Annotated in this window: 21 protein-coding genes and 1 riboswitch; of the genes, 8 read left to right on the top strand and 13 right to left on the bottom strand. The window is 46.0% G+C overall.

Annotation, left to right across the window (positions count from 1 at the left end; all coding sequences use genetic code 11):
- Positions 1 to 62: 62 nt before the first annotated feature.
- Both apaG and NDJ01_RS09090 read left to right on the top strand, forming a co-directional pair.
- A complete protein-coding gene (gene apaG / locus NDJ01_RS09095; protein WP_005379668.1) occupies positions 63 to 443 on the top strand; it encodes a Co2+/Mg2+ efflux protein ApaG in 381 nt (126 codons plus the stop codon).
- Between the two features lie 15 nt (positions 444 to 458).
- Positions 459 to 1,265: a symmetrical bis(5'-nucleosyl)-tetraphosphatase gene (locus tag NDJ01_RS09090; RefSeq protein WP_258586599.1), complete on the top strand. Its 807-nt coding sequence runs from the start codon at positions 459 to 461 to the stop codon at positions 1,263 to 1,265.
- A 268-nt stretch (positions 1,266 to 1,533) separates the two neighbouring features.
- Here NDJ01_RS09090 and folA read toward each other — a convergent pair whose 3' ends face one another.
- The 6 genes from folA to rplU form a co-directional block, all read right to left on the bottom strand.
- Positions 1,534 to 2,013: a type 3 dihydrofolate reductase gene (gene folA, locus NDJ01_RS09085; RefSeq protein ID WP_182019214.1), complete on the bottom strand. Its 480-nt coding sequence runs from the start codon at positions 2,011 to 2,013 to the stop codon at positions 1,534 to 1,536.
- A 9-nt stretch (positions 2,014 to 2,022) separates the two neighbouring features.
- Positions 2,023 to 2,496, bottom strand: coding sequence for a threonine/serine exporter family protein (locus tag NDJ01_RS09080; RefSeq protein WP_005392295.1), 474 nt, complete (start codon positions 2,494 to 2,496; stop codon positions 2,023 to 2,025).
- Positions 2,496 to 3,296: a threonine/serine exporter family protein gene (locus NDJ01_RS09075; protein WP_150916207.1), complete on the bottom strand. Its 801-nt coding sequence runs from the start codon at positions 3,294 to 3,296 to the stop codon at positions 2,496 to 2,498. The genes NDJ01_RS09080 and NDJ01_RS09075 overlap by 1 nt, the downstream gene beginning before the upstream one ends.
- A 196-nt stretch (positions 3,297 to 3,492) precedes the next feature.
- A complete protein-coding gene (gene cgtA, locus NDJ01_RS09070) occupies positions 3,493 to 4,668 on the bottom strand; it encodes an Obg family GTPase CgtA (RefSeq protein ID WP_005383091.1) in 1,176 nt (391 codons plus the stop codon).
- Between the two features lie 206 nt (positions 4,669 to 4,874).
- Entirely contained in the window at positions 4,875 to 5,132 is a 258-nt protein-coding gene (gene rpmA, locus NDJ01_RS09065; RefSeq protein ID WP_005383095.1) for a 50S ribosomal protein L27, read from the bottom strand.
- Positions 5,133 to 5,152: 20 nt separating this feature from the next.
- Positions 5,153 to 5,464, bottom strand: a complete 312-nt coding sequence (gene rplU, locus NDJ01_RS09060) for a 50S ribosomal protein L21 (RefSeq protein WP_005383096.1) — start codon at positions 5,462 to 5,464, stop codon at positions 5,153 to 5,155.
- Between the two features lie 256 nt (positions 5,465 to 5,720).
- On the opposite strand from rplU, the gene ispB reads away from it, so the two are divergent.
- Complete coding sequence (ispB, locus tag NDJ01_RS09055; protein WP_005392297.1) at positions 5,721 to 6,692, top strand: octaprenyl diphosphate synthase; 972 nt, start codon at positions 5,721 to 5,723, stop codon at positions 6,690 to 6,692.
- 89 nt (positions 6,693 to 6,781) lie between these two features.
- On the opposite strand, the gene NDJ01_RS09050 is transcribed toward ispB, so the two are convergent.
- Positions 6,782 to 6,973: a hypothetical protein gene (locus NDJ01_RS09050; protein WP_258586620.1), complete on the bottom strand. Its 192-nt coding sequence runs from the start codon at positions 6,971 to 6,973 to the stop codon at positions 6,782 to 6,784.
- A 113-nt stretch (positions 6,974 to 7,086) separates the two neighbouring features.
- Positions 7,087 to 8,022: a malate dehydrogenase gene (gene mdh / locus NDJ01_RS09045; protein WP_046874036.1), complete on the bottom strand. Its 936-nt coding sequence runs from the start codon at positions 8,020 to 8,022 to the stop codon at positions 7,087 to 7,089.
- A 361-nt stretch (positions 8,023 to 8,383) separates the two neighbouring features.
- On the opposite strand from mdh, the gene argR reads away from it, so the two are divergent.
- The 4 genes from argR to NDJ01_RS09025 all read left to right on the top strand — a co-directional run bounded on the left by argR (position 8,384) and on the right by NDJ01_RS09025 (position 13,585).
- Positions 8,384 to 8,854: a transcriptional regulator ArgR gene (argR, locus tag NDJ01_RS09040; RefSeq protein ID WP_031780246.1), complete on the top strand. Its 471-nt coding sequence runs from the start codon at positions 8,384 to 8,386 to the stop codon at positions 8,852 to 8,854.
- A 405-nt stretch (positions 8,855 to 9,259) separates the two neighbouring features.
- Positions 9,260 to 10,228: a TAXI family TRAP transporter solute-binding subunit gene (locus tag NDJ01_RS09035; RefSeq protein ID WP_005392302.1), complete on the top strand. Its 969-nt coding sequence runs from the start codon at positions 9,260 to 9,262 to the stop codon at positions 10,226 to 10,228.
- Positions 10,229 to 10,523: 295 nt separating this feature from the next.
- The gene (locus tag NDJ01_RS09030; protein WP_258586598.1) at positions 10,524 to 13,103 is read left to right on the top strand and encodes a TRAP transporter permease; all 2,580 of its coding nucleotides are present in this window, start codon (positions 10,524 to 10,526) and stop codon (positions 13,101 to 13,103) included.
- Positions 13,104 to 13,147: 44 nt separating this feature from the next.
- Positions 13,148 to 13,585: a universal stress protein gene (locus NDJ01_RS09025; RefSeq protein ID WP_005392306.1), complete on the top strand. Its 438-nt coding sequence runs from the start codon at positions 13,148 to 13,150 to the stop codon at positions 13,583 to 13,585.
- 63 nt (positions 13,586 to 13,648) lie between these two features.
- On the opposite strand, the gene NDJ01_RS09020 is transcribed toward NDJ01_RS09025, so the two are convergent.
- Entirely contained in the window at positions 13,649 to 14,725 is a 1,077-nt protein-coding gene (locus NDJ01_RS09020; protein ID WP_258586597.1) for an alkene reductase, read from the bottom strand.
- 92 nt (positions 14,726 to 14,817) lie between these two features.
- Between NDJ01_RS09020 and NDJ01_RS09015 the strand changes: the two genes are divergently transcribed.
- A complete protein-coding gene (locus NDJ01_RS09015; protein ID WP_054867221.1) occupies positions 14,818 to 15,765 on the top strand; it encodes a LysR family transcriptional regulator in 948 nt (315 codons plus the stop codon).
- 18 nt (positions 15,766 to 15,783) lie between these two features.
- On the opposite strand, the gene thiQ is transcribed toward NDJ01_RS09015, so the two are convergent.
- The 4 genes from thiQ to NDJ01_RS08995 form a co-directional block, all read right to left on the bottom strand.
- Entirely contained in the window at positions 15,784 to 16,488 is a 705-nt protein-coding gene (thiQ, locus tag NDJ01_RS09010) for a thiamine ABC transporter ATP-binding protein (RefSeq protein ID WP_145473281.1), read from the bottom strand.
- A complete protein-coding gene (gene thiP / locus NDJ01_RS09005) occupies positions 16,488 to 18,074 on the bottom strand; it encodes a thiamine/thiamine pyrophosphate ABC transporter permease ThiP (RefSeq protein WP_258586596.1) in 1,587 nt (528 codons plus the stop codon). Before thiP ends, thiQ begins: the two co-directional genes overlap by 1 nt.
- Before the next feature lie 41 nt (positions 18,075 to 18,115).
- Complete coding sequence (gene thiB, locus NDJ01_RS09000; RefSeq protein ID WP_258586595.1) at positions 18,116 to 19,108, bottom strand: thiamine ABC transporter substrate binding subunit; 993 nt, start codon at positions 19,106 to 19,108, stop codon at positions 18,116 to 18,118.
- Positions 19,109 to 19,179: 71 nt separating this feature from the next.
- Positions 19,180 to 19,316: riboswitch (TPP riboswitch) on the bottom strand.
- 37 nt (positions 19,317 to 19,353) lie between these two features.
- Positions 19,354 to 19,989, bottom strand: a complete 636-nt coding sequence (locus NDJ01_RS08995) for a flavin prenyltransferase UbiX (RefSeq protein ID WP_006742964.1) — start codon at positions 19,987 to 19,989, stop codon at positions 19,354 to 19,356.
- Between the last annotated feature and the right edge of the window lie 2 nt (positions 19,990 to 19,991).

The following is a 19,991-nucleotide window of genomic DNA, read 5'->3' as shown; positions in this document are numbered from 1 at the left end:
AAGCCAAACCCTTGCCGGTTTGGCTTATTATTATTGGGATATTACGTTTCTGAGGAGTGCACATGGACGTCATTCAACCTTGCATCAAAATTCAAGTTCACACCAAATACATCGAAGAACAGTCCAATCCTGAGCTACAACGCTACGTTTTCGCCTATATCATCACCATCAAAAACCTTAGCCAACAAACCGTGCAGTTAGTGAGCCGTCGCTGGTTAATCACAGACTCGAATGGCAAGCAAATGACGGTTGAAGGTGACGGTGTGGTGGGTCAACAACCTTTTATTCCAAGCAATGATGAATACACGTACAGTAGCGGAACCGCGTTAGAAACCCCTGTCGGCGTTATGCAAGGGCACTACAAAATGCTGGATGAAAAAGGACAGGAGTTCATCACCGAAATTGAACCATTTCGTCTTGCTGTTCCAAATGTTTTAAATTAGTAAATTGGAGATTCAGTGGCTACTTATATTGTTGGTGATATTCAAGGCTGTTTTGATGAATTGCAGCGACTACTAGAACAAGTCTCTTTCTCTGCGAAAAAAGACCAACTTTGGCTCGCTGGTGATTTGGTCGCCAGAGGGCCTAAATCACTAGAAACTTTACGCTTTGTGAAGTCACTTGGCACAAGCGCAACCGTTGTGCTTGGTAATCACGACCTTCACCTGCTCGCCGTTGCTCACGGGATAAAAAAGGTCAAAGACAAAGATAAAACCGCACCTATTTTCACTGCACCCGATAAAGAAGATCTATTGGCATGGCTAGCTCAGCAACCTCTTATGGCCGAGCATGACGAGTTCGTGATGTGTCACGCTGGGATATCACCGCAGTGGAATCTAAAAACCGCAAGAAAATGTGCCCGCGAAGTTGAACGCATCATCCAAAGTGAAGAGCTGCCTTGGCTCTTAAAAAACATGTACAGCAATCAACCTGATTCCTGGGATGACTCTCTACAGGGTTTGGACCGATGCCGTTATATTATTAATGCCTTTACACGGATGCGCTTTTGTTTCCCTGACGGTCGTTTGGATATGGATTGTAAACTACCACCACAACAAGTTTCCGGTAACGAACTTATTCCATGGTTTGATGTACCTCAGCGCGTTCACCTCAATAAAACGGTGTTGTTTGGTCACTGGGCTGCACTACAAGGCCATGTAGACGAAGAGATCATCGGTCTGGATACTGGCTGTGTTTGGGGCGGAAGCCTAACCATGATCCGTTGGGACGATAAGAAAATCTTTACTCAGGATGCGTTAAGTTAAACACTGAATAATAGTCGATAATCCATCGTAGGGAGAATGCCTGTCACCTAACATCTCCTGTAGGGTCATTCCAGCGAGCCTTAGCGAGACTAGGAATCTAATATCCGCACGCTGCGGGTAGATAGAGATACCTTTGACAACAAAGTACTCGTATAGAAGATCCTGAATCACGCTCCTCCGTCGCTTTCAGGATGATGGCAGGCCGAGATGGCCGCTCGGTGTTATACGAACGGCATTACCATATTAAATACGCTGTTTTAATCTCGAATTACTTTTCTAACACAGTAAAGCGCATGTTGTAGGCGTTCTTCTCATCGGCTTGATACGTTTCTGAGTAAGTTTCCTTAAACTCGTCTCCCCAATCTGGGAACTGAGTATCACCATCAATCGCGGCTTCAATGTGTGTTACATATAGTTTATTGGCCATCGGTAGGCAAGCTGCGTAAATCGCACCACCGCCAATGATCATCACTTCTTCCACGTCACCAGCCACGTCCAAAGCTTGCTCAATCGATGTTACGGTAGTGACGCCTTCGATCTTTAGTGTCTCATCACGGCTGATAACAATATTCAAGCGACCAGGTAAAGGGCGACCAATAGACTCATAGGTTTTGCGTCCCATCACAACAGGCTTGCCCATAGTGCAGCGCTTAAACCAAGCGAAATCGGCGGGAAGATGCCAAGGCATTTGATTGTCTTTGCCAATGATGCGATTGTCGGCCATCGCGGCAATCATACTAATGATCATGTTAGGTCCTTATACAATTGGTCTGCGGCGATAGAATAACAGCCCTGGAACAGCAAGACCAACAGCTAAACCTGCAATAATAAACATGGCCTTAAGAAAGTTCTCCATACAAGTTGCAACGAGCTCAGGTGAATAACCAATATGGTTGATCTCAACCATGGCTATCATTGCTTTGTAAGCAAACACGCCAGGTACCATCGGGATCAAAGCTGCCACAGTGAACACTTTTGGGTGCGCGAGAAAGCGGCGAGACCAGTATACCCCGATCATCCCAACTAGCGTCGCGGCAAAAAAGGTCGCCCATTCAATGGGAATACCAAACTGCATCATCAAATAACGGCTGCCGTGTCCAATCGCGCCGCCAACAGCGCAATACACTAAAGCTCTTTGTGGCACGTTAAAAACCAGTGCAAATCCAACTGCGGGAATCGCAGCGAAAAACATGTCATTCAGCAGGCCAAGCATCAAATCAAATAAACTCATTAGATTGCCCACCCCCAAATTCCAGTAACGCTCATCGCAGCAACGATGCCCAAACACGTCGCCAACGTCAGTAAGCTGGCCATCACAAATCGGGCAATACCCATGTTAATGTGCCCTTTCAGCATGTCTGCCACTGAGTTAATCAACGGGAAACCCGGTACGAGCATTAATACCGACGATGCCATTGCAACGGTGGGCAGATTGCCGATTTGGTAGATTTCCGCTTGCGCAGAAATTAAGGTCGTCACAAAGGCTGTCGCTGCAAAGTTCAGTAAAGGGTTAAAGTGACGATGACCAATTTCTTGGCGAACGATCATGCCACCAGCTGATGCTAAAAAGGTCATAACAAATACCCCCCAATCACCACCTGCCAGATGGCTGAATGCCGCACATGACAGGCCAATCATAAACACCACCAGCCAGCGGTTATAACGCTCTGGACTGATGGCGTTCAGCTTTTTCTGCGCCATGGCTGCATCGAGCAGCCCACGCTCCATCATGATGCAGATACGTTGAATTTGCGTAATAACGCGCATATTAATGCCACGATCGGCACAACTTCGGGTGGTGGTGATGCAGTGTCCATCCATTACCGTCGTTACAACCAGTGCATTGGCTGATAGGGCAACCGCAACTTCATTAACCCCACAAGCAAGGCCAATACGGCGCATAATATCGCTCACCAGAGTACTTTCAGCACCATGAGCGAGTAGCATTTGCCCGGCTTGGGCAACAAGGCGAGAAATAGATCGTTGAGTGGATACCGCCAACTCTCCAGACGGTATGGTTTCTAGAGTCATAAATCAGTCTAATTCCTTTTAGGGTGTTGCTCATTCATACGCGAGAGGTCCAAACTAGCCCTCAAAAATCACGACGTATCGGCTATTGTGCCGTAAATCACACCATCTAAATATGATTTAGATACAAAAAAAGCCGCAATAAATAAATTGCGGCTTAATGAATTATAGACAAACAGGCATTGTTTGACGGTTCTGATTAGTCACGAACGTAGACAACGTGACCGTCATCTTCTTCATCGTCCCAGTCATCCCAATCGTCGTCGTCATCTTCAGTGATAACGTCTTTACCCGCCATCGCATCTTTATGGTAGTCATCCCACATGAAGTTAACTTTATCTTCTTCAGCCACTTCTTCCTCTTCGCGAGGTAGATTATCCATAAAGTCAGCCAGTTTGTAACAAAGCTCTTTAGTGCCGTTACGGTTGATCGCCGAGATCTTAAAGTACTCGTCTTCCCAGCCTAGTGCGTCTAAGATTTCTTGGATCTTCTCATTCGCTTCTTCTTCAGGCATTAAATCAACTTTGTTGAATACTAACCAGCGTGGCTTGCTTGCCAGTTTTTCACTGTATTGCTCTAGCTCATCAATGATCGTTAGTGCATTTTGCACCGGATCAGACTGATCAATTGGCATAATATCGATCATGTGCAGCAACACTCGGCAACGCTCTAAGTGCTTCAAGAATCGAATACCAAGACCAGCGCCATCTGCTGCACCTTCGATAAGACCTGGAATGTCTGCAACAACAAAGCTTTTCTCTGGTACGACACTCACTACGCCCAAGCTTGGGATCAACGTCGTGAATGGGTAATCAGCGACTTTTGGTTTTGCTGCTGATACTGCGCGGATAAAGGTTGATTTACCTGCATTAGGTAGACCAAGCATACCAACGTCAGCAAGAAGCAATAGCTCAAGGCGAATTTCACGTACTTCACCTTTTGTGCCTAATGTTCTTTGACGAGGCGCGCGGTTTACTGAAGATTTGAAACGCGTGTTACCTAGACCGTGCCAACCGCCTTTTGCGATCATCACTTTCTTACCGTGTTCAGCAACTTCTGCCACGATTTCATTTGTGTGGATATCCACTGCGCGCGTACCTACAGGCACACGAAGAACGATGTCTTTGCCACGTTTACCTGTACAGTTACCACCGCGGCCATTCTCACCACGCTCCGCTTCGTAGAAGCGCTGGAAACGATAATCAATCAGAGTGTTAAGGTTTTCATCGGCTTGGATATAAACATCACCACCGTCGCCACCATCACCGCCATCAGGGCCACCTTTAGTGATGAACTTTTCACGCCAGAAACTCACAACGCCGCTACCGCCGTCGCCAGCCTGAACTTTTACTACCGCTTCATCTACGAACTTCATCTTTTACTCCGACTACTTCGTGCGTGGATTAAATCTACTTTGTCATCTGACAATTTTAGCAGATGACAGATCTAAGCTCCCAGCCCACAAATAACGTGGAAACGAGAAACTTCGATATGTCGACTGCCATAAATAAAAAACCCCGCCGATTCGGCAGGGCTTTTGAATTCAGCTTAAAGCTATTAAGTAACTTGGTAAAAACCTAATTACTCAGCTTCGATGCTTACAAACTTACGGTTCTTAGGACCTTTCACTTCGAACTTCACTTTACCTTCAGTAAGAGCGAATAGAGTGTGGTCTTTACCGATACCTACGTTGTTACCAGCGTGGAACTTAGTACCACGTTGACGAACGATGATGTTACCTGCAAGTACAGATTCACCACCGAAACGCTTAACACCTAGACGTTTGCTTTCTGAATCGCGGCCGTTACGAGTAGAACCACCAGCTTTTTTGTGTGCCATTGTTAAACTCTCCTAATAGATTAAGCGTTGATACCAGTGATCTTCACTTCAGTGAACCACTGACGGTGACCCTGTTGCTTACGAGAGTGCTTACGACGACGGAACTTAACGATTTTAACTTTATCGCCACGACCGTGTTGTACAACTTCAGCAACAATTTTGCCGCCCTCTACAAGAGGAGCACCAACTTTGATGTCTTCGCCGTTAGCAACAAGAAGAACTTTATCAAATTCTACAGTTGCACCAGTTTCAACGTCTAATTTCTCTAAACGAAGAGTTTGACCTTCGCTTACACGGTGTTGTTTACCACCAGATTGGAAAACAGCGTACATATTTTACTCCGCTTTTTCCGCACAGCCTTTCTTGAGGGTGTGCGCTAAACTAATCATCAATAGGGCGCAGATTCTACAGAATAGATGCTCCTATGACAAGCCATATTTTGAAAAAATTGGCGAAAAGCTAATCGCCAAAGAAAAGTGCGGCAATCATGCCCTTTAGTAATGTATTAATCAACGTTTTTTAGTGTATTATTCGACAATTATATAAATCGAATAAGCCTTGCAGGGTCTAACTTCAGCCGGATATACGATGGATTTTAAAACTATCCAAGCGCTTACTGCCGATGACATGGCAAAAGTGAATGAAACAATTCAAGCCCAACTTAATTCTGATGTCTCTTTAATCAACCAGCTCGGTTTTTATATCGTGAGTGGTGGAGGCAAACGTCTGAGACCGCTTTTAGCGATACTGTCAGCCCGCGCACTTGGTTACCAAGGCAACGGTCATACAATGGCAGCTGCGTTTATTGAGTTCATCCATACAGCGACTTTGCTGCATGATGACGTGGTCGACGAATCAGACATGCGCCGCGGTAAAGCAACTGCGAATGCTGCATTTGGCAATGCTGCTAGCGTGTTAGTTGGGGACTTTATCTATACTCGCTCATTCCAAATGATGACGGAGCTAGGATCCATGAAGATCCTTAAGCTAATGAGCAACGCCGTAAACGTGATCGCCGAAGGTGAAGTTCAGCAGTTGATGAACTGTAACGATCCTGACACGACAGAAGAAAGCTACATGCAAGTCATCTACTCTAAGACGGCACGCTTATTTGAGTCTGCAACTCAAATTGGCGCAATCTTAAACGATGCTCCTGAGCATGTTGAAATCGCAATGCAAAATTACGGTAAGTATTTGGGTACTGCGTTTCAGCTTATTGATGACGTCATGGATTACACCTCTGATGGCGAAGACATGGGTAAAAATGTGGGGGATGATTTGGCTGAAGGCAAGCCAACTTTGCCTCTACTTCACGCTATGCGTAATACCACGCCAGACAATGCCCTCATGATTCGCGAAGCAATTGAGAAGGCCAATGGCATGGATCGCTTAGAAGAAATTCTCGCGGTGATGAAAGAGGCCGGATCTCTGGAATACACGACGCAAAAAGCACTAGAAGAAGCAGACAAAGCAATCGAAGAACTATCAGTATTGCCAGAATCTGAATACAAGCAAGCGCTTATTACTCTGGCTCATGTCGCGGTACAACGCACGAAGTAATCATAGCAACCCATAACGCAAGACTTAAAACAAAAAGGAAGAGCAAGCTCTTCCTTTTTTGTATCTGATACCTAATGCCGTGATAAGCGCTAGTAATATCTGTCACTACCGCCATGCAGTTGTGGGTCATCTTCTATTTCATCAAAGCTAACCGCAATCTGCTGATCAGAACCTTGTTTCGACAACAGTACCGTCTCTGCTTCACGGTCGACCACCAATATCATACCTACGCCCTGCTGGCATTCAACAACCATGCCTTTACGGATTCGACTTGCTTCCATCATCTTCTCTTTCACCACGTTGTTTTAATCAAGTAATTTTACGAAGCAGAGAAGCCAAAGATCAAAAAAGCCGATCATTTTGATCGGCTTTCTTCTTATTCGAGCTTTCTAGATTACTTTGCGAATTCAACACCAATATTGATGTCGCCATTTAGTGTTTCTAGCATACCGTCTAGTGCAGACTTTTCGTAGTCGCTGAGTTTGCCGTAGCTTAGTACTTCTTCTACGCCTTCTTTACCTAGTTTCACAGGCTGTGCGAAGTAAGTCGCGTGCTCACCGTCGCCTTCAACGTATGCACATTCAACTACGCCTTCTTCACCTTGAAGAGCACGAACTAGAGACAGACCAAAGCGACATGCAGCTTGGCCCATTGATAGTGTTGCACTACCACCACCCGCTTTTGCTTCTACAACTTCGGTACCTGCGTTTTGAATACGTTTCGTTAATGCTTCTACTTCTTCAGCTGTAAAGTCAACGCCTTCCACTTGAGACAGTAGAGGTAAGATCGTTACGCCAGAGTGACCACCGATAACAGGTACGCGAATGTCACCTGGATCTTTGTCTTTTAGCTCTGCAACGAATGTTTCTGAACGGATAACGTCAAGTGTTGTTACACCGAACAAGCGACGCTTATCGTAAACACCCGCTTTCTTAAGTACTTCAGCGGCAATTGGCACTGTTGTATTTACCGGGTTTGTGATGATACCAACACAAGCTTTCGGACAAACAACCGCAATCTTCTCCGCTAGCGACTTAACGATACCAGCATTTACATTGAATAGATCCGCGCGATCCATACCAGGCTTACGAGCAACACCTGCAGAAATCAGCACAACATCCGCACCTTCTAGTGCTGGAGTAGGATCTTCACCCGCGTAACCTTTGATAGAAACTGGCGTCGGGATGTGGCTAAGGTCAGCAGCCACACCAGGAGTTACTGGAGCAATATCGTATAAGGCTAAATCAGAACCAGCAGGAAGACGGTTCTTAAGTAGAAGGGCCAGGGCTTGACCGATGCCACCAGCGGCACCAATAACGGCTACTTTCATGTAGTTCTCCTTGAGAGTATTTCTCTTATAAACGTATTCGTAGGGTAGTTTGTAACCAACTTAAATAAAGCTATCGGAATCACAACTTGATTACAATCAATTAACGCTAGCTTTGCGACCTCGCGCAACTAGCTGTTACCGTGCTACAAATGGGGCTTGGATTATTCTTTTATTCTGTTGAAATGACAAGGAATTCAAGAAAACAAAAACAGCCCTACTTCATATAGTTAAAGAATTCCATGTGGTATATAGTTTACAGTGACGTAACTAACATAATACTGGGACTCTTTGGCACCGCATGAATATATATGCGAGAATATGCAAAATTGCTGACCCGTAATATAAGAGATTCGTAATGACTATGCGCAATTCAGAAAAACAAGACAACTTAGTCCGCGCCTTTAAAGCCCTATTAAAAGAAGAGAGCTTTGGCTCACAGGGTGAGATTGTTGATGCACTCAAACAACAAGGATTTGAAAGCATTAACCAATCGAAAGTATCACGCATGCTGACTAAATTTGGCGCCGTCCGCACACGCAATGCAAAAATGGAAATGGTTTACTGCCTTCCTGCTGAGCTAGGCGTACCGACTGTAAGCAGCTCTTTGCGTGAACTGGTGCTAGACATTGACCATAACGCGGCATTAGTTGTTATCCATACTGGCCCTGGTGCTGCGCAGTTGATTGCTCGCTTGCTTGACTCACTGGGTAAATCCGAAGGTATTCTTGGTGTTGTTGCAGGTGATGACACTATCTTTATCACTCCAACGATGGCGATTACGACTGAACAGTTGTTCAAATCAGTATGTGAACTGTTCGAATACACTGGCTAAGTTCTTTCACATTTAGATCAGCTAACTCTTTGTGGGCTATAAAAGAAATCTCATTTTGTAGCCCATGATTTATGTAAATCTTTTGCTTATCCAGACCATTATTTAACCACCTATTTTGTGATTAACATCACGCAATTGATCTTTTTCACTTCGTTCACTTAATACTTATTAAGTGTTTGTTATAAAAAGAATTAGATCACAAATCTAACACTATCCTCCTGCACAAGATTCAGACTTATCAACTATAACATTTAACAATTGGATAATTTTCTGCCAATTTTTTGTTATGATTCGCTCGCTTTTTCAAACGATTGGATTGGAAAAGATGCCGTTTCCAAATAGGAAACTCCAGAAGTGATTTATGGTTATTTCCGGGTAAATAATGAATATAAGGAAGGGAAATTCATGGCATTTAACAAACTTCTCAAAGTAGGCGCTATCGCTGCAGCAGTAATGGGTGCAGGCGCAGTTAACGCTCAAGAGTTTATTACTATCGGTACTGGCTCTGTTACAGGTGTTTACTACCCTACTGGTGGTGCTATCTGTAAATTGGTCAATAAAGGTCGTAAAGAACACAACATTCGTTGTTCAGTAGAATCGACTGGCGGCTCTATTTACAACGTTAACACTATCCGTGCTGGCGAGTTAGATTTTGGTATCGTGCAATCGGATTGGCAGTACCACGGCTACAACGGTACGAGTAAGTTTGCGGAACAAGGCCCGTACAAAAAGCTACGTGCAATGTTCTCTCTTCATACAGAACCTTTCAACATCATTGCTCGTGCAGATTCAGGTATCGAAAACGTTGAAGACCTAAAAGGTAAGCGCGTAAACATCGGTAACCCTGGCTCTGGTGACCGTGCAACCATGGGCGTTGTTATGGAAGCGATGGGCTGGACAAACGACAGCTTCAAATTGGCTTCTGAGCTAAAGGGCTCTGAGCGTTCTCAAGCACTTTGTGACAACAAAATTGACGCATTTATTTACATGGTGGGTCACCCGAACGGTTCAATCAAAGAAGCAACAACATCATGTGATGCTAAGCTAGTTTCTGCAACAGGCCCGAAAATCGATAAGATTGTTGCTGATAACCCATACTACGCCTTTAGCTCAGTGCCAGCTGGCATGTATCGTGGCACAGACAAAGACGTAAACAGCTTTGGTGTTGCGGCAACGATGGTTACAACAGCAGACGTTTCAGACGATGTCGCTTACAACGTTGCAAAAGCCGTGTTTGAAAACTTCGATACGTTCAAACGTCTACACCCTGCGTTTGCAAACCTGAAAAAAGAAGACATGGTGAAAGCGGGTCTATCTATCCCTCTTCACCCAGGTGCAGAAAAATACTACAAAGAAGTGGGTCTACTTAAGTAACTTCCTCAGACTCCAAACTCACAGGCAGGAAAAGATGGTTTTCTGCCTGTTTGAGCATGCAGGTTGTAGCACGTGCTAACTGCATGCTTCATTCGCCAGTTTTCTTCCGAAAATTGCGAGTTCATACCCAAGAAAAACTTAAACGCCGCCTAGCAGAGTCTCCAAAATTCAACACTTTGAGTTCAGGCAGCAAAATACTCGAAAGCAAACTTCGCTCCATTCGCTACACTGATAAAGGCGAAGTGTGGTTCTCGATAAAAATCCGACAGGACCATCAATAATAAGGAAAAAGTACATGGCGACGAATCAAGCTCCGTCACAAGATGTGCAAGAAATGGTGGCTCAGGCAGACACAGGTGCACGTAGCCCCTCGGGAATGCAAGGACGAATCCTTTGGTTTGTTCCTCTGTGTTGGTCACTATTTCAATTATGGTACGCATCTCCGCTACCATTTATTTTTAATATCGGCGTACTGAACGACACGGAAGCGCGATCAATCCACCTCACTTTCGCGATCTTCTTGGCTTTCACTGCTTATCCAGCGATGAAAAATTCCCCTCGCGATCATATCCCTCTTGTCGATTGGATATTGGCGCTAGCAGGTAGTTTTTCTGCGGCATATATTTACCTTTTTTATACCGAGCTAGCTGGACGTTCCGGTGCACCAACAACGGCAGATATCGTCGTTGCTGTCATCGGTATGGTTCTCCTTTTAGAGGCAACACGCCGAGCGCTCGGTCCACCACTGATGGTGGTTGCTGCTGTCTTCCTTACTTACACCTTTGCTGGCCCTTATATGCCCGATGTCATCGCGCATAAAGGAGCGAGCTTAAACAAGGCCATGTCTCACTTATGGCTAACAACGGAAGGTGTATTCGGTGTCGCATTAGGCGTTTCAACCTCTTTTGTGTTCTTGTTTGTATTGTTTGGTGCCATGCTGGAACGCGCTGGCGCAGGTGCTTACTTCATTAAAGTCGCCTTTTCTTTGCTGGGTCATATGAAAGGTGGTCCTGCAAAAGCGGCCGTTGTTGCATCTGGTTTATCCGGGCTTGTTTCTGGCTCTTCAATCGCAAACGTGGTAACCACTGGTACCTTTACCATTCCATTGATGAAACGTGTCGGTTTTCCGGGCACCAAAGCGGGAGCCGTTGAAGTTGCCGCCTCAACCAATGGTCAGTTAACGCCACCAATCATGGGCGCGGCGGCATTCTTGATGGTGGAATATGTCGGTATCTCATACGTTGAGGTGATTAAGGCTGCTCTACTTCCGGCACTTATCTCTTACATCGCTTTGATTTACATCGTTCACCTTGAGGCGTGTAAAGCGGGTATGACAGGTCTTCCTCGTCGCCACAACCCAACGTTAGTACAAAGTTTGCTTTCCTTTACTGGCACAATCTTAGGACTGTGTGTGATCAGCGCATTGGTTTACTACGGAGTGGGTTGGACGAAAGATGTCTTTGGTGATGCCGCGACGCCAATTGTTACGGTTGCCCTGTTAATTGCGTATGTTGGCTTGGTGAAGATCTCAGCAAATCACGTGCAAGATGGCGCAATTGAGATTGATGCAGAGTTAACAGAAGTACCAGATCCTGGCCCAACGGTTAAATCTGGTTTGCACTATCTACTGCCTATCGTTGTATTGGTTTGGTGTCTGACTGTAGAGCGCTTCTCGCCAGGTCTTTCAGCATTCTGGGCAACGGTGTTCATGATTTTCATTTTGCTGACTCAGCGTCCATTGATTGCTCTGTTATCAAAGCAAGGTGACATGATGCAGCAAACCAAAGATGGCTTCGTTGATCTGGCTGAGAGCTTGGTTGCTGGCGCTCGCAATATGATTGGTATCGGCGTTGCAACGGCAGCGGCAGGTACCGTAGTTGGGGTCGTCACCCTAACGGGCATCGGCCTGGTCATGACGGACTTCGTTGAGTTTATCTCTGGCGGTAGCATCATTCTTATGCTGCTGTTTACCGCAATAATCAGCTTGGTTCTTGGGATGGGTCTACCGACAACGGCGAACTACATCGTAGTATCTACGTTGATGGCACCGGTTATTGTCACGCTAGGTGCAGCACATGGCTTGATCATCCCACTCATTGCGGTGCACTTGTTCGTTTTCTACTTTGGTATTTTGGCCGACGACACCCCACCCGTAGGTCTTGCGGCATTTGCGGCGGCTGCGATTGCTAAATCAGACCCGATTCGTACAGGTATCCAAGGCTTTACTTACGATATTCGAACCGCCATTTTGCCATTCATGTTTGTGTTCAATACCCAGCTACTATTGATGGGGATAGACTCTTGGTGGCATTTAGCACTCACTGTCATTTCATCGATCATTGCGATGCTGATCTTTTCCGCCGCTACACAAGGATGGTGGTTCACGCGTAACAAGTGGTGGGAAACCGTTCTATTATTAGTACTGACATTTTCGTTTTTCCGTCCTGGTTTTTGGTGGGACATGCTGTATCCAGCGAAAGTTCTTTCTCCTGGCGTTGAGGTAGCTCAAATCACGGAAACGCTAAATGTAGGAGAATCATTGGAGCTACGTGTTGCCGGCGAAAACCTTGAAGGCGACTACATCGAGAAAACGGTTCGTCTTCCATTCGAAGACAGTGCGACAACAGCGGAAGCACGTATTTCGTCAATGGGTCTGATGCTGACCGAAAGCGACAACAAAATGATTGTCGATATGGTCGAGTTTGGTAGCCCGGCAGAGTCTGCAGGTATCGACTTTGATTGGGAGATCAAGTGGGTTATCCAAGATGCAGAACGTCCGATGAAAGAATGGGTATTTGTGCCATGCTTAATGATTTTGCTGGTGCTTGCCATGAACCAAAAACGTCGTGCTCGTAAGGAACAATTGAGCGCATAACCGATTTGGCCCCGAGGACAAGGGACCTTAGTGAGAGACATTGAATGTACAAACAAATTCTTGTTCCGGTTGATCTAAATGACCAAGGCTTTTCAGACCGAGCGGTTGAACTAGCGGTTTGGCAGGCAAAGCAAGCGAATGCGCAAATCCACCTTCTAACAGTACTACCTGGTATTCACATGTCGATGGTTGCTACATACTTCCCAAAAGATGCAGCAGCCAAAATGAAGCAAGACGTGAAGCAGCAACTAAAAGCTTTCGCCAATAAGCATATTGCTGAAGATGTTGTGTACCAAGTGCATGTTGCTGAGGGCAAAGCCTACGCGACGATTCTTGATTATGCAGAGCGCTTGGGCGCTGATCTCATCATTATGCCAAGTCACAAGCGTTCTAAAATCAATAAAGTAATGCTTGGCTCTGTCGCAAGTAAGGTCGTGGAATATTCTCCAATCAATGTGATGGTCGTGAAACCGCAAGGTTAAACAACTAAAGAAACGAAAAAGGACGCTAACATTAGCGTCCTTTTTATATTGAACAAGTAAGGATTATGCCATTACTGGGTAATCGGTATAACCTTCTGCTCCACCTAAATAAAAGTGCTCAGGTTTTGCCTCATTAAGAGGTGCATTTTTCTTAAATCGCTCAACTAAATCAGGGTTGGCGATAAATGGAACGCCAAATGCGACCACATCAACTTGATTTTCTGCAATTGCCGTTGTCGCTTCTTGTGCACTGTAGCCCACGTTCGCCATTAAGTGACCTTGATAGTTTTCGCGTGCTGGCTTGAGAACATCTGCTTTTTGTACGCCCTTTAGATCCGCACGCATCACGTGCCAATAAGCAAGATCGAAAGCATTAAGTTGCTTAGCTAAGTAACGAACCAAGCCAACCGGATCGCTGTCTTTCATGTCATTAAATCCATTTAATGGTGATGTGCGCAGCCCTACTCTTCCAGGTCCCCATACCTCGACCACTTCTTTAACTATCTCAAGTAAAAAACGGGCACGATTTTCGACTGAGCCACCGTATTCATCAGTACGTAAATTCGAACCATCACGAAGAAAGTTATCGATAAGATAACCATTGGCGCCATGTATCTCCACACCATCAAAGCCTGCTTTCTTGGCGTTTTCCGCACCTTGCTTAAACGCCGCCACAATAGAAGCTATCTCATCCACTTCGAGTGCTCGTGGTACCGTATATGCTTGCTTACCTGAAGGGGTATGGACTAACTCATCACGAATGGCTAGTGCGCTCGCTGCAACAGGCGTTTTCCCGTCATTCAGTTCAGGATGACAAGCGCGTCCCGCATGCCAAATTTGCAATACGATCTTACCGCCTCTTTCATGAACCGCATCCGTTACCTTTTTCCAAGCTGCAATTTGTTCTTCGTTATAAATGCCCGGTTCTGCCATAAAAGCAGACGTTCCTTCCATCACCATGGTGCATTCAGCAATGATAAGTCCAGCACTCGCGCGTTGAGCATAGTACTCAACCATAAGGTCATTCGGGATATGATCTGCGCTGGCACGAGCGCGCGTTAAAGGGGCCATAATGGCACGATTATCTAATGCTAATTGACCGAGTTCGATAGGAGAAAATAAGTCTACAGAGTTGGACATGTTGTTTACCTCAAATGACAATAACTTGATGGCTAAGGATGAAGAGCCAGACTATAATCAGATCAATATTGAAACAATATGGATAATTGAAAGTGATTGTTCGAAATTTAGAAACAATTGACTTTAGGACGCTCTCTATCTTTGTCACAAGCTGTCGACTACTGAGCTTAACCAAGTGCGCGCTGGAGTTAAACCTACCAAAATCTACTGTTAGTAAAGCCATAACCAAACTCGAACAACACTTTGAAGCCAAGCTCCTAGAGCGCACGACCCGAAAGTTGGTGATTACCGAAGCTGGTCAAATGGTTTTAGAGCGTGCTGCAAGCTTAGTTGAGGAATTTCACTCAATTGGTCAAGACGTTCAGGAAATGGAACAGCAGATCCAAGGTCGGCTTCGCATTGCTGCGCCACCAGCCTTGGACGCGTATATGGCTGAGCACATCTTTTTACCATTTTTAAAACAATGGCCAAAAGTACAAATTGCGTTAGAAGCATCGAACGATTTTGTTGATCTGTTTTCACACGGTTTTGATATGGCAATTCGAGTCGGCCAGATCGTCGATGATCGACTGATTGCTAAAAAATTGGGCTACACCACCCGAGTATTGGCCGCCAGTCCTGAGTATTTAGCTGAGTGTGGCGTACCTAAAACGCCAGAAGATCTGACAACACACAACTGTTTGAGATATCAGTATGTTTCAGAGATAGGCCCTTGGACGTTGATTTCGCAGGACAGCACCGTCAACGTCTCGGTAAGCAGTAACTTCTCTAGCACCACCGTAGAAGCGGTATTAAAAGGCGCACTCAAAGGACTAGGCATCGCTAACTTACCTATGCAAAACATGACGCAAGAGCTAGAAAATGGCTCCTTAGTCAGAGTCTTACCTCAATGGCACACGGTACCAATGCCCATTTATTTAGTCTATCGTCCTGGCGCAAACCGAACGCGACGAGTACAAGCGATGATTGACCATATCATGAGCCTAAGATCTCAGTTTGAATTTGGTCCTCGACATGGTTTGTGTTGCGGAGAAGCATGACCCAGCCACCATTGAGCATTAGCGTGCGGCTCGGATAAATGCCGCAAGCTTCTCACTAGCATGCTGTTCACTCAATGCAGACATACTATCCGCTGCTTCCACTTTGCCATCAGCCACAAACACAAAGTGGCTGGCAATGGCTTTGGCATCGCTTAAATGGTGCGTGACCATCAATACGGTTATTCCCCGCTCTGCCGCCAGTTTTTTTACCAAGCTCAGCATCTCTTCACGTAAAACCGGATCAAGCGCCGAGAAAGGCTCATCCAACAGCCACATGGGATGAGGCTGAACAAAACAACGTGCTAAGGCAACACGTTGACGCTGCCCACCAGAAAGGTGCTCAGGCAAACGGTCGAGGTACTCTGCAACGCCAACCTGCTGCGCAGCTTGTTCAACCTGACGCTTTTGTTCTACCGTGAGCTTTAGCCCTGGGTGTAAACCTAAGCCAATGTTGTCACGCACCGACAAGTGAGAAAACAAGTTATGCTCTTGGAATAACATGGAGAAAGGACGCTGATAAGGCTCTTTGTGCACAATCGACTCACCATCAACCCGAATGTCACCTTGGTCAGGATGGATAAACCCAGCCACCAACGCCAGCAACGTCGATTTTCCAGCCCCACTTGGTCCCATCAGCGACACTATCTGACCTTGCTCAATCGTTAAATCAAAACGAAACAGCTCACGTTGGTAGGTGTACTGCACATCATCCAACACTAACATTACTCTCTCTCCTTCGTTTTCAATACTTTCTCAATCAAGGAAAAACAGCCCACACTCAACAACAACAAGGTCACCGATACCACCGCCGCCGCGTCCATCTGATAGCTGCCAAGCAGCTGGAATAAATACAGAGGTAAAGTGCGGAACTCTTGCCCGCCAAACAACGCGATAGCACTTAAATCGCCAATCGCAAACATAAAGCTGATCGCAAACGCATGTGCGAATGGCTTGCGCAGCGCCTGCCACTCCACCACTTTAAATCGTTGCCAGCCACGCATACCTAAGCTGGCACATACATACTGATACTGTTGCTCAATGTACAGCATTGGCTGTGCCAGCGTTTTGATCACGTAAGGCAAAGCCATCAAACCGTTCACCAGAATCACAACAAAAAACGCCAAGCTAAAAACATCGGTAAATGATCGCAACAGCAAGAATAATCCGGTGCTAATCACCAAACCTGGCGTCACCAAAATAATGGTGCCGATTAGCTCAATCTGATCGGCTCGCGTGTTTTTGTACTGCAAACGCCAACGACGGCTGGTCAACAATATGGACACGCCCGCAGCGACCGCAAGCGCACTGGCTAACCCTGCCACTTTGAGTGAGTTAGATAACGCAGACCAAAAACGTTCATCGGTTAACACCGTCCAAACTTGTTGGTTGATGCCACTCAGTAACACCATCAATAACGGTGGTATCACCAGTAAAAAAGCACCTATGATCCAAAAGCTATCCCAAGCTTTTGACCACCCATGATCCCTCGTTAAATATTGCTGTACCGATGTGCTGCCAGCACTGATAGAAACAGGCTTTGTTAACTTCTGCACTCCAATGGCAAGCAGTCCACATAACAGCATCTGCCACAGCGCCAATAACGCCCCAGCTTGTAAATCAAAATCAAACTTAATCGCTTGATAAATGGCCAATTCAATGGTGGTGGATTTTGGCCCGCCCCCCAACGCCATTACAGTGGCAAAACTGGTGAAGCACAACATAAATACCAAGCCACAAACGTGGGGAAGTTGCTGCCTTAAACGCGGCCATTCCACCCAACGAAACTTATTCCAATGGTTCATACCTAAATGCGCACACAGCTTATGTTGCTCGGCAGGAATAGATTCTAATGCTTGCAACAGCAAGCGCGCCGCGTAAGGTAAATTAAAGAACACATGGGCGAGTAAAATGCCGTTCAAACCGTAAATAGAAAATGGCAGTTTGCTATCGAAACTCTGTAGCCACTGCGCTAACAAACCGCTGTTGCCATAAATCGCTAACAGCCCGAAAACACCAACCAAAACAGGCAAAACGAGCGTCGATGCAAACAGCTTAAGCAGTAATGACTTACCCCAAAATTGGCGACGTGAAAGCGCGTGCGCAACTGGAATGGCAAAGCCAACACTGAGCAATGTGGAAAGAAAAGCTTGGTAGAAGCTGAACTTGGTGACATGTTGATAATACGGGTCGTCCCATACCACAGACACATTAAGTGAAGGGGCTTGAACAATCAAAGCACCTAGGGCAGAAACAACAAAGGCCGCGATGATCATCGCGACCCCTAAACCTATTTTTGGAACAGAATTCAAAGGTAAAACCTATCTCATTCAGATGAGGGGTGGAACGTCAGCTAAAACGTCAGTGCGCTTTGCCATTCGCGAATCCAAGACTTACGCATTTTTGCCACTTCATCAGCACTAAAGCTCAACGACTTGTTTGGAACGCTCAAGGTTTCAAAACCTTTAGGTAACTCAACGTCTGTAACAGGGTACATCCAGTTACCCGTTGGCATCGCTGACTGGAACTCATCACTTAAAATGAAATTCATAAATTGATCAGCAAGTTCTGAATTTTTTGCCCCTTCCACTTTAGCGGCGACTTCAACTTGCATGTAGTGACCTTCAGCAAAATTCGCCGTCGCAAACTTTGAATCGTTTTCCGCAATTAAGTGGTACGCAGGTGACGTAGTGTAAGAAAGCACTAAGTCCGACTCGCCGTTAAGGAACATGGAATACGCTTCTGACCAACCTTTCGTGACCGTTACGGTTTTGCTCGCTAGCTTCTGCCACGCTTGCGTCACATCGTCGCCATAGATGGATTTCATCCACAGCATCAAGCCTTGGCCAGGCGTTGACGTACGCGGATCTTGATAAATCACTTTTAAATCGTCGCGCGTTTCCACCAGCTCTTTCATGCTTTTCGGCGGATTAGCCATTTTCTCTGTGTTGTACACAAACGCGAAGTAGCCGTAATCGTACGGTACAAACGTCGTGTCGCTCCAACCATTTGGTAGCACTGTGTTGGCCGTATCCACATTGTGCTCGGTAAGCAGACCGGTTTTCTTCGCTTCGGCCATCAGGTTGTTATCCAAACCTAACACGATGTCGGCTTTGCTATTACCGCCTTCAAGACGAAGACGATTCAGGATCGACACACCATCGTCCAACGCCACGAAGTTAACGTCACAGCTACATATTGCTTCAAAAGCTTGCTCGATTTTAGGACCCGGCCCCCAATCTGCGGCAAAAGAGTCGTAGGTATAGATGGTTAATGTGTTTTCAGCGGCAAACGCTGAAGTAGAGGTGATTGCAGCTAGGGCAATCAGATTTAGAGTGGGTTTCACTGCTCGCTCTCCATGAGTATTTCAGAGAAATAAGTTGAGCGGCACAGGGTTGAGGCGGCTATTAAGGACTTCCAATATCCAGACTCAATTCCTACGCCAGCATTATCTGGTTCAGGTAATACGGGTCCCTAGTAAAGCACTTAGGTCTCAGCGCCCAAATGCATTGATTGACTCAATGCTAAATGGGTTTGCTCCCCGATGAGTTGGATGGATTGTAAAGGTATTTGAGTGGTTACACAATCAGCTCACGAACGCTGGTCATAACCCCAACGAGGCACTAAACCTTGCTCAATACCTAAGTGGTCGAGAATTCTCGCCACCATAAAATCCACTAAGTCTTCAATGCTCTTTGGCTGATGATAGAAGCCCGGAGCCGCTGGCATGATGGTGACGCCCATTTGCGATAGCTTGTGCATGTTCTCCAGATGCAGCGTTGAAAATGGCGTTTCGCGAACGACGAGCAACAACTGCCCACGCTCTTTCATCACCACGTCAGCGGCGCGCTCAATCAAGTTATCCGACATACCATGCGCAATCGCCGCAACGCTTCCCGCAGAACATGGGCAAACCACCATTTGCTTGGGTGCAGCAGAACCAGACGCAACCGGCGAGAACCAGTCATCTTTACCGCAAACGGTGATGTTATTTGGGTCACAGTTGAGGTGTTCCACCAACGCTTGCTTTGCGGCTTCTGGCCCACTTGGCAACTTAAGGTTGTGTTCGGTTGCCATCACGACACGAGCCGCCGAAGAGATCAGAACGTAGACATGATAATCCGCCGCGACCAAACATTCTAAAAGACGAAGGCCATAAGGCGCACCAGATGCTCCAGTTAACGCTAAAGTGATGGCTTTTTCTGCTTGCTGCTGTTTGTTTTGCATAA

It is taken from the genome of Vibrio sp. HS-50-1, from assembly GCF_024747315.1.
In the GTDB taxonomy this organism is placed as follows: domain Bacteria; phylum Pseudomonadota; class Gammaproteobacteria; order Enterobacterales; family Vibrionaceae; genus Vibrio; species Vibrio diabolicus.
The sequence above is the reverse complement of the archived record's forward strand: the minus strand, read 5'-3'. Positions and strand labels throughout refer to the sequence as shown.